The sequence below is a fragment of the Asticcacaulis sp. genome (assembly GCF_020217185.1).
In the GTDB taxonomy this organism is placed as follows: domain Bacteria; phylum Pseudomonadota; class Alphaproteobacteria; order Caulobacterales; family Caulobacteraceae; genus Asticcacaulis.
Genome location: NZ_JAIWNX010000279.1, coordinates 1 through 10000, shown reverse-complemented (window position 1 = coordinate 10000; position 10000 = coordinate 1). Strand labels below are relative to the sequence as shown.

Annotated in this window: 9 protein-coding genes and 1 tRNA gene; 6 read left to right on the top strand and 4 right to left on the bottom strand. The window is 61.1% G+C overall.

The features are described from left to right. Positions 1-461: 461 nt before the first annotated feature. The 3 genes from LDL37_RS14265 (at position 462) to LDL37_RS14255 (ending at position 4240) form a co-directional block, all read left to right on the top strand. Entirely contained in the window at positions 462-2054 is a 1593-nt protein-coding gene (locus tag LDL37_RS14265; protein ID WP_290799495.1) for a RecQ family ATP-dependent DNA helicase, read from the top strand. A gap of 97 nt (positions 2055-2151) precedes the next feature. After that, positions 2152-3372, top strand: coding sequence for a multidrug effflux MFS transporter (locus LDL37_RS14260; protein ID WP_290799494.1), 1221 nt, complete (start codon positions 2152-2154; stop codon positions 3370-3372). After that, on the top strand, positions 3365-4240 hold the full coding sequence (locus LDL37_RS14255; protein WP_290799493.1) for a DMT family transporter: 876 nt from the start codon (positions 3365-3367) through the stop codon (positions 4238-4240). Before LDL37_RS14260 ends, LDL37_RS14255 begins: the two co-directional genes overlap by 8 nt. 3 nt (positions 4241-4243) lie before the next feature. Here LDL37_RS14255 and LDL37_RS14250 read toward each other — a convergent pair whose 3' ends face one another. Continuing rightward, positions 4244-4906: a dienelactone hydrolase family protein gene (locus LDL37_RS14250; RefSeq protein ID WP_126422286.1), complete on the bottom strand. Its 663-nt coding sequence runs from the start codon at positions 4904-4906 to the stop codon at positions 4244-4246. A gap of 202 nt (positions 4907-5108) precedes the next feature. Here LDL37_RS14250 and LDL37_RS14245 point away from each other — a divergent pair, with 202 nt between their 5' ends. Then, positions 5109-7109 carry a TonB-dependent receptor gene (locus LDL37_RS14245; RefSeq protein ID WP_290799492.1) on the top strand — a complete coding sequence of 667 codons (2001 nt, stop codon included), beginning with the start codon at positions 5109-5111 and terminating at the stop codon, positions 7107-7109. On the opposite strand, the gene LDL37_RS14240 is transcribed toward LDL37_RS14245, so the two are convergent. From LDL37_RS14240 to LDL37_RS14230, 3 genes are all read right to left on the bottom strand, one after another. Continuing rightward, complete coding sequence (locus tag LDL37_RS14240) at positions 7106-7378, bottom strand: GNAT family N-acetyltransferase (protein WP_290799491.1); 273 nt, start codon at positions 7376-7378, stop codon at positions 7106-7108. The genes LDL37_RS14245 and LDL37_RS14240 overlap by 4 nt on opposite strands. A 209-nt stretch (positions 7379-7587) precedes the next feature. Further along, a tRNA-Ala gene (locus tag LDL37_RS14235) sits at positions 7588-7663 on the bottom strand. Positions 7664-7855: 192 nt separating this feature from the next. Continuing rightward, positions 7856-8344: a TIGR02300 family protein gene (locus LDL37_RS14230; RefSeq protein ID WP_290799490.1), complete on the bottom strand. Its 489-nt coding sequence runs from the start codon at positions 8342-8344 to the stop codon at positions 7856-7858. Between the two features lie 185 nt (positions 8345-8529). Between LDL37_RS14230 and cmk the strand changes: the two genes are divergently transcribed. Both cmk and LDL37_RS14220 read left to right on the top strand, forming a co-directional pair. Beyond that, positions 8530-9171, top strand: coding sequence for a (d)CMP kinase (gene cmk, locus LDL37_RS14225; protein ID WP_290799489.1), 642 nt, complete (start codon positions 8530-8532; stop codon positions 9169-9171). A 203-nt stretch (positions 9172-9374) separates the two neighbouring features. Continuing rightward, on the top strand, positions 9375-10000 hold a 626-nt coding region (locus tag LDL37_RS14220), incomplete at its 3' end, for a S1 RNA-binding domain-containing protein (RefSeq protein WP_290799488.1).

Genomic DNA, 10000 nt, shown 5'->3' with positions numbered 1-10000 from the left:
GTCTTATACAGCGACGACGTATCGGGCAGGTCCAGCGAAAAGAACGCGATAAAGCCGACGGCGAAAATCACCGCCCAGACGGCGAATACCATTAACCAGTACAGGATAGCCTTCACGGGCGGACGCTTCATATCAAAGGCGAGAGCCATACATTATCCCCACGACACCGCGATTGCCTAACCGGGCAAGAGGTGTTTCGCTTATGCTTCATGCAAAGATTTCGTTAAGGATATATCAAAGCCTGCGGCGCGCGTCCCTTATATTTGCGCATCCGACGCCTGATTTCTCCGTGCCGCGCCTGTGGCGGCACACGTCATCCTGTCATGGTCGTCCCCGTGCGACACATGACCGGCAATTCCGGCAAAATTAAGGGCGATAAAAAAACACCGCTGGCTCTTGTATCCTGTCCCCCGAAACAGCTTATAGGAAAGGGGTCAAAATTCAGATGAACGGACCGCCCGATGCTTCTCGATCACCCTCATGACCCTGTACCGGAGGCCGCTTACGGCCTGTCGGGCCCCGGTCTGGAGCGGGTGCGCGCGGCGCGCGAGACGCTGAAAAGCGTTTTCCATTATGATGATTTTCGTGGTCAGCAGGCGCGGGTGATCGCGGCCATCCTCAATGGCGAGGACGTGTTGGCCATCCTGCCGACCGGGGGTGGCAAGAGTCTGTGTTATCAGATTCCCGCCCTGATGCGACCGGGCTTCGGGCTGGTTATTTCGCCGCTGATTGCGCTGATGGCGGATCAGGTGCAGGCGCTGGTCAAAAAAGGTGTGCGCGCCGAACGGCTCGATTCCAGCCTGTCTATGGAAGCGCGTTACCAGCTATGGGACCGCGCAGAAAACGGCGAAATCGACCTCCTCTACCTCTCCCCCGAAGCGCTCACTCAGGGTTTTGTGCTCGACAAGCTGTCGCGCCTGCCGGTCAATCTGATTGCCATCGACGAAGCGCACTGCGTGTCGCAATGGGGGCACGATTTCCGACCCGAATATCGCGCGCTGGGTAAACTCAAAGCCCTGTTTGGCAAGGTGCCGACACTGGCTTTGACCGCCACGGCGGACCCGCACACCCGCGCTGATATCAAGAAGGCGCTGCATATCGAAAATGCCGCCGAGGTTATCGACAGTTTCGACCGCCCGAACCTCAGTTTGCGCCTGATGCGGCGCACGGGCAGTGCCCAGAAGATGATCCTCGATATGCTGCGGCGGCAAAAGAATGCGTCCGGCATCATCTATGCCGGATCGCGCGATGGGGCCGAAAAGCTGGCGCGGCAATTGTCGGCGGAAGGGTTCAAGGCGGACGCCTATCATGCCGGACTGCCCGCCAAGGTGCGCGACGAGCGGCTGCACGATTTTCTGGCCGACCGCACCAAGATCATGGTGGCAACCATCGCTTTTGGCATGGGCATCAACAAGCCCGATGTGCGCTTTGTCATCCATGCCGATCCGCCCTCCTCACTGGAAGCCTACTGGCAGGAGGTGGGGCGTGCCGGGCGTGATGGTAAACCGGCGTCGGGCGTCTGCCTTTTTAGCTCAACTGATCTCGGCTGGTCGCTGCGGCGGCTGTCGATGCGTGAAAACGAGACGGGGACTGACCTGTCTGTTCAAAAGCAGAAGGCATTGGATTTTTTCCGCTTTGTCCATAACCCGGAGTGTCGCCGCAAAGGCGTGCGGCGGTATTTCGGCGATGCCGCCGGCGACAATTGCGGGACCTGCGATAACTGTTTGTCGCGTGCGCCGGTGGTCGATGCCACGCAAGCCGCGCAGATGCTGATGTCGGCGCTTTACCGCTTCAATAGCCCGCGCGGGCGCAAGAAGCTGATCGAGCACGTGCTGGGGCAGAATGCGCAGGACTACGGATCGCGCCTGTCCACCTTCGGCTGCGCCAAGGGACACTATAAGGCCGATTTTCTCACCGATGTGCTCGACCTGTGCGAGGCCGAGGGGCTGATCGTCGAGGAGCTTTACGACGGCAAGATGCCGATTGTGGCGCTGGACCGCGAACGCTTTGCGGGCCTTATCCGCGGTGAAGTGCATCTGGCGCTAAAGGTATAAGGGTTACATTTGTTGACCGCCGTTCTAATGACATAACTTGACCCGCTGACGGGGTACGGCCATTACCGCCGCTACTTCCCGTATATGTGTGTGTGTCATGTCCGCTCCCGAAGCCGCGCCGCCGGCGCTCAAAAATCCGTTTCTGGTGATCTTTACGCTGGGCGCGCTTTCGACCATCAGCCCCTTCGCCATCGACATGTATCTGCCTGCCTTTGGTCAGATCGCGGCGGATTTCCACACCAGCAGCGCGGCCGTCGGCCTGTCGCTTTCGACCTATTTCGCCGGTATGGCGCTGGGGCCGCTGATCTATGGGCCTTTGCTGGACCGTTATGGCCGCAAACCGCCGCTCTATGCCGGTCTGGCCCTGTTCGTTCTGACCTCGGTCGGGTGCGTGTTTGCACCCAATATCGACGTGCTGATCTGGCTGCGGCTATTTCAGGCGCTGGGCGGTTGCGCCGCTTCGGTGGCGGCCATGTCGCTGGTGCGCGACCTGTTTCCGCCCAAGGATACGGCGAAGATCATCTCGCTGATCATCCTGACCATCGGCGTGTCACCGCTGCTGGCACCGACTCTTGGCGGGCTGGTTACCACATGGCTCGACTGGCATTGGGTGTTCGCGTTTCTGGCGGCGATTGTGGGGTTGATCCTCGTACTGGTGCTGACGGTGCTGCCCGATGGCAAGCCCGCGGATCCGACCGTATCGCTTAAACCCCTGCCGATCCTGACCACCTTCCTGGGGCTCTACCGCAATCCCGCCTTTGTCACCTATCTGTTTGCGGGTGGCTTTTCGTTTGGCAGCCTGTTTATCTACGTCTCCGCCTCACCGGTCATCTTTATGGAGATATTCCATATCAAGCCGGAAATTTACGGTCTGATCTTCGCGGGGCTCAGCGTCGGCTTTATTGGCTCCAGCCAGCTCAATGTCTTCGTCAACCGCCGATACAGTTCAAAACAGATCCTGCGCGTCGCCCTGAGCGTGCAGTGCGTGTTCGTGCTGGCCTTTTTGCTGGCAGCGGCCAACGGCTGGCTGAATGTGTGGGGTACGGTCGCCCTGCTGTTCCTTATTCTGTCCTGTCTCGGCTTTATCGGTCCCAATTCGTCGGCCACGGCTATAGGCAGCCTAACGCGCGACATTGGTTCGGGCTCGGCCCTGATGAGCTTTACTCAGATCGGGTTGGCGACACTGGTATCGGCGGTGGTGTCGGCGCTTCAGGCGCAAACCCTGACGCCGATTGTGGCGGTCATGACGGTAAGCGTGCTGATCGGGCGCGTCGTCCTGTTTGTCGGTGAGCGCCTGGGACGCCCCGCACATGACTGAGGGAGCGGCCGGACGTTACACCCTGTGGGCCATTATTGGCGTCATTGGCGGCATGTTGTCGTTTCAGTTCGGCGCCGGCATCGCTAAGTCGTTGTTCAGCAGTGTGGGGCCGCTGGGGGCGACGGCCCTGCGTCAGACGCTGGCGGCGATCTTCCTGATGGTGCTGTTTCGTCCGTGGCGGAATTGGCCGCCGCGCTCGGCGTGGAAGTGGCTGATCCTTTTCGGGCTCAATCTCGGCCTGATGAACCTGTGCTTTTATCTGTCGTTTCAGCGCATCCCGCTGGGCATTGCCGTCGCCATCGAATTTATGGGCCCGCTCAGCGTCGCGGTATGGAGTTCACGCCGGGCGCTGGATTTCGTCTGGGTGGCCTGCGCCGCCACGGGCTTATGGTTCTTGTTACCTCACGCGGGGGGCGGGGCGCTTGATCCTATCGGTGTGGCGCTGGCAGTAGCCGCGGGGGTCGGCTGGGCCAGCTATATTCTGCTGGGGCAAAAGGTCGCCCAGCGCGTGCCCGAAGGGCAGGCCGTCAGCTTTGGCGTGGCCTTTTCCTGCCTCGTCACCCTGCCTCTGGCCCTGATCACCATTGGCGCGCCCCTGTTTCAGCCGCAGATATTGCTGACGGGGCTGATGGTGGCGCTGTTGTCGAGCGCGGTGCCCTATACGCTGGAAATGTTTGCGCTGAAACGCATCCCGGCGCGCACCTTCAGCATCCTGATGAGTCTGGAACCGGCTCTGGCCGCCCTGTCCGGCCTGATCCTGCTGCACGAGGCCCTAAGCCCGCAGCAATGGCTGGCCATTGCGCTTGTGGTACTGGCGTCCGGAGGTTCGGCCTTGACGGCGCGACGCGCTCAGATGGCCCCTCAATAGATATCAGAGATTGTCTCCGAGGAAGTCGATGGTGCGCTCCCACGCCAGATCGGCGGCGTCTTCATCATAGACTTCCGGGCGGGTCTTGTTGAAGAAGGCGTGATCGGCGTCGTAGCTGTAAAGCTCCGGATGGCGACCGGCCGCGCGCATGTCGCTTTCGATCTTGGCCACGACTTCCGGCGTGACCCAATCGTCCTTCTTGCCGAAATGGCCCTGAAACGGGATGGCGATATCGCCGGGCTTGGCAAATTCACGCGGCGGAATGCCGTAGAAACAGACGGCGGCGGAAAAGCCGCTCAGGCGTGCGGCGGAGGCAATGGTCAGGGCCCCGCCCATGCAGAAGCCCATCACCGCCACCTTGTCATTGATGTCCTTGAGATAGGCCAAAGCCGCCGCAATATCCTCATGCACCGCGCCGGGGAAGTCGAGGCCGTTCATCATGTGGCTGGCCTCATCGGCGTCCTTCGTTACGCGCCCGTGATAGAGGTCAGGTGCCAGGGCGTTGAAGCCTTCGGCGTCAAAACGATCGACAATCGCCTTGATATGATCATTGAGGCCCCACCATTCCTGCAATACGATGACGCTGGCGCGTGCCGGATCGACTTCCGAACGGTAGGCCGACAGCGTGCCCCCATCGGGGCGGGTGAGTTCAATCATCTGGCCCATGCGGTAATCCTCGGATATATTTTTGCTTTTTGGCGGTGCGGTAGGGCTACCATAAATTCATTCGGCCCACCCTGTAAAGCCATCTGCGCTGCCCTATATCCTCTGGGTGCGGGTTTAATGCTGCATTGCAAACGTTTGGCAGCGCTTTTCGAGATCAGATGTGTGGTGGATTTATGGGAGGCATAAGGCTATGGCAGTCTTGATGGGGTGGCTGCTTGGCCTGTCTCTGGCGGCCCCGACCGGAGCGGAAGAGGCTGAGATCATCGTGCGCGGACGGCTCACGCCGTTTCGCGGGGATGCCGCTTTTTCGACCGTCAGCGTTGGCAAACCGGCCATAGACGCCGCCAGCAGTCTGGATGAGGCCCTGAAGGCAGAGGCGCAGGCCTCCCTGTTTCGTCGGCAATCCAGCCTGAGCGCCAATCCAACCATTCAGGGCCTGTCCTTGCGGGCCATAGCACCATCCGGAGCCGGGCGGGCGCTGGTGACGCTGGATGGTGTCCCGCAGAACGATCCATTCGGCGGCTGGGTCATCTGGGCCAGTTTACCGGCGGACGCTATCGACCGGGCCCGCGTGGTGCGTGGGGCAGGTGGCGGGGCCTATGGAGCCGGAGCGCTGACCGGCGTTATTGATCTCGACCTTGCACCACCGCAGAGCCGGGTGACGGGCGGTCTGGATTGGGGCGATAGCGGAAGCTGGGGCGTGCAACTCAACGGCGGAGTGGGTGGTTTGGCCTTGCACTATAGCCGCGCCCGCCGATACGGGGATGCGGCTGTGCGCGGCACCCAGCGCGGGGCGGCGGATGAAGGCGTCTTCGGGGATGATGAGGCCACGCTGGCGACGTGGCGCGGTGAAGCGAGGGGGCACGATCTGACCCTGATGGCAGGGCGTTACGACAGCCGCCGCGATACCGGCCTGTCGGGGGCCACGGCGCGCGCCAGGGGTCATCAGTACGCCCTCAGTCTGACCCGCCCCACCGCAGAGACAGGCGACGGATACCGGCTTCAGCTCTGGTATCGCGACAGCGACCTCTCGAACCGCTCTGTGTCGGTCCTGAGCGGGCGTGCGGGCACAAGTCTGGCCAATGATCAGTTCGCCACGCCGGCCGAAGGCTATGGGTTTAATGCCGCCTGGCGTCGTGAAAGCGATGACGGCGAGTGGGAGGTGGGGGTCGATACCCGCCGCAGCGAAGGCGAGGCGCGCGAGCGCTTTCGTTATGTCAGCGGTGTGGCCACGCGCTATCGCGAAGCGGGCGGGCGCACCGACCTGAGCGGCCTGTATGTTCAGGGCACGCGGCGGTTCGGTGCGGTCAGCCTGACCGGAGCGGTACGCGCCGATAACTGGCGGGCGACCCGTGGGTTTCGCCGCGAAAGCGAGCTGAGTACGGGGGCGTCCGTACTGGATTTACGCCCCGCAAACGCTGATGCGACGGTGGTGTCGGCGCGTCTGGGCCTTACGCGGCAAGTAGGCGCTCAGCAATGGCGCGCGGCGGTCTATAACGGCTTTCGGCCGCCATCTTTGAATGAGCTTTATCGCCCCTTTCGCGTCGGCAATGACGTCACCGAAGCCAATAGCGCGCTGAAACCGGAAACGCTGAGCGGCATAGAGGCGGGCTGGCGCTATGCAGTGAACGGGCTAAGCGTCGATCTGGGTGTGTTCCATAATCGGCTGAGTGATCCGATCAGCAATATTACTGTGGGTTTTGGACCGGGCACCTTCCCGACGGCGGGCTTTATCCCAGCGGGTGGGGTGCTGCGGCAGCGTCAGAATGCCGGTGAGGTGCGGGCCACGGGACTGGAACTGTCGGCGCGCTGGCAGGCGGCTGAGCGTCTGACCCTGACCCTGTCCGGTACGGCTACGCATGCGCAGATGCGGGGTGGCGATCCGGCTCTTAAGGGCAAGCGTCCGGCGCAGGCCCCGGCCTATCTGTTGTCGGTGGGGGGCGATTATCGGCTGGACCGGACACGGCTCAGTGCCGACTGGCTGTTTATCGGCGAAAGTTTCGAGGACGACCTCAACCGTCAGCGCCTGTCGCCAGCTTCCCGACTGCGTCTGATGGCTGAGCGTCCCGTAACGGAGGCTCTGAGCTTGCGGCTGAGTGTTGATAACGCTCTGGACGCGGATATACCCATTCAGCGCACCGCCGACGGCATCGTCGGTTATGATAACCGCCGGGCGGTAATGCTGTCTCTGCGCTGGCGCTAGATCAGAAGATCGTGGCTCTCGGATGAGCGTTTCAGCCACGCGGCCGCATAGCCGCAGATGGGATGCACTTTCAGGCCGGTGCCGCGGGCATGGGCGACAATGCCCTTCATCAGGTCGCCGGCCGCACCAGAACCGCGCAGTTCAGGCGGCGCAAACACATAGTCGATGTTCAGCACCTGACCTTGCAGATGATAATCGGCATAGGCGGTGTGTCCGTCGCGGCTCAGCTCAAAGCGGCTTTGGGCGGTGTTGTCGATGATTTGGCTCATGGCGGCCTCCTTCAGTCAGAGATGGGAAGGATCAGGCTTAAGCGCCAGAGCGTAAAAAGAAGAGAGGAAATGGTGCAGGTGGAGGGGCGAAGTGATGCGCCTTCGTGTCTTCAACGGCCGGATGCAGTCAGCATCTTCGGCCGTTGGTATTACCCTGTCTTTCGACGAAACCATTAAAAAAGGCTCTCCCGAGGGAGAGCCTTTTTTAATGGTGGAGCTAAGCGGAGTCGAACCGCTGACCTCTTGAATGCCATTCAAGCGCTCTACCAACTGAGCTATAGCCCCATCTCATTTCGATGGTCTCGTTGGCGTCGCCGCCGCTGAGGTCGCGACTTCTAGGACAAGGCATTTTGACATGCAAGCGCTTTTTCGAAGTTTTTTCGATTTTTTCACAGGTCCGTGAAGAGGGGTGACGCGTGCCATGAAAAAAGCCGCGAAGCGCAAACTTCGCGGCTTTTTCTATCCTGTGACGGACGATCAGATATCGTCTTCGTTGCCTTCGCTGGGCAGGCCGTCGATGTCTTCGTCGAAGGTGTCGTCCTCATCGTCTTCGAGGAAGGGCACATCATCGGCATCGTCGTCCGCCAGGTCGGCGTCTTCGATGTCCATATCGACCGGATCGGGCGCGACGCGGGCCGGATCGGCGGGATCAAGCTCATCGTCTTCGTCGGCCAGAAGCGTGTCATCAGCAACGACTTCGTCGATTTCCGGTGTGATGATTTCCGGTTCTTCGTCTTCGTCCTCTTCGCCGGGGGTCTTGCCCTTGACCTGATCTTCGGCCTCATCGTCCATTTCATACTCGTCCGGCGCGACCGGACGGACGCGGGTGCGACGGGTACGAAGCGCTTCTTCGGGATCGAACTCGAAAGCGCATTTGGGGCAGTGGGCCGGACGTTTGTTCAGGTCGTAGAACTTGGCCGTGCAATTCGGACAAATCTGTTTGGTGCCAAGGGCGGGATCAGCCACGGAGCGTCCTCATAAAGTGGAAAACTATAAAGCTTTGGCCTCCCTTGCCACCAGATCGCGCGCCTGTCAAAACGGATTTTCGGCATTTTGCCCCTTTTTATGACCTTCCGTATGCCGGTTTATCCTGAGGGTAGGCGAGTGAAGGGGGTTGCGGGCTTTGTCAGGCCTATCTAAAAGCGGCCCTTATGACGCAATCCCTCATCATCGCCTTCGACGGTCCTGCGGCCTCCGGTAAGGGGACCCTGGCCTCGGTCATCGCGCAGGACTATGGCCTGCCGATGCTCGATACGGGCCTGATCTATCGCGCTGTCGGGTTTTTGCGGGCGCAGCAGGGGCTCACGCTCGAAGACGTGCCGCAACTGGTGGCCATCGCGCGGACGCTGGATACCCAAACGCTTGACAATCCTGACCTGCGCGGCCGCGAGGCGGGCGAATGGGCCTCGCAGGTGGCTGCCATTCCCGAAGTGCGTGACGCCCTGAAACGCTTTCAGATCGACTTCGCGCATCAGCCGGGCGGGGCTGTGCTCGATGGTCGTGATATCGGCACGGTAATTGCGCCCGATGCGCCGGTCAAAATCTTCGTCACCGCCCGTGCCGAGGTGCGCGCCCATCGCCGCTGGCTGCAACTGGTGAAAAGTAATCCCGATCTGGCCTATGAGGATGTGCTGGCCGATATCCGGCTGCGCGATGAGCGCGACTCGTCGCGGTCTTCGGCCCCATTGTCCATGGCTGACGATGCCGTCTTGCTTGATACGACCGATTTAGGTATAGAGGCGGCCATCGAACATGCGCGACGCATCGTGAAGGACCGCCGCGGCTCTTTTTAGAAGGGTCAATCTCACCGGCGCTCTTTTATCAGGCAGGATCACGAACGGCGCTTTGCGGAAACCCTATCCGGGCATCCGGCATGTGACATTCCCATTCAAAAAGCCGCTGTCCGTGTGGCCGAAGCCGTGCGCTTCGCCGTTCCTGTCCGACGTCGCCGTCTTCGTCACGGCCACGCCTCAGCGCCAACCCAAACTGAGATTACATGAGCGATTACAATCCGTCGCGTGACGATTTCGCGGCCCTTCTGGAAGAATCCCTGCACGGCCGCGACATGCTCGAAGGTCAGGTCGTACACGGTCTGGTCGTCGGCCTGGAAAAGGACTTCGTTATCGTCGATGTCGGTCTGAAGACCGAAGGCCGCATCTCGCTGAAGGAATTCGGCGTCGAAGCGGCGGCCAATCTGAAGGCTGGCGACACCGTCGAAGTCTATCTGGAACGCGTCGAAAACGCCATGGGCGAAGCGGTTATCAGCCGTGAGAAGGCCCGTCGCGAAGAAGCCTGGACCCGCCTCGAAGCCATCTTCAACCGTGGCGAGCCGGTCATGGGCACCATCGTCGGCCGCGTCAAGGGCGGCTTCACCGTCGATATGGACGGCGCTTCGGGCTTCCTGCCCGGTTCGCAGGTCGATATCCGTCCGGTGCGCGACATCGCCCCGCTGATGGGCAAGGAACAGCCCTTCGCCATTCTGAAGATGGACCGTCCGCGCGGCAATATCGTCGTGTCGCGTCGCGCCATTCTTGAAGAAGCCCGTGCCGAACAGCGCACCGAGCTGGTCGGTCAGCTGGCCGAAGGCGAAATCCGTGACGGCGTCGTCAAGAACATCACCGA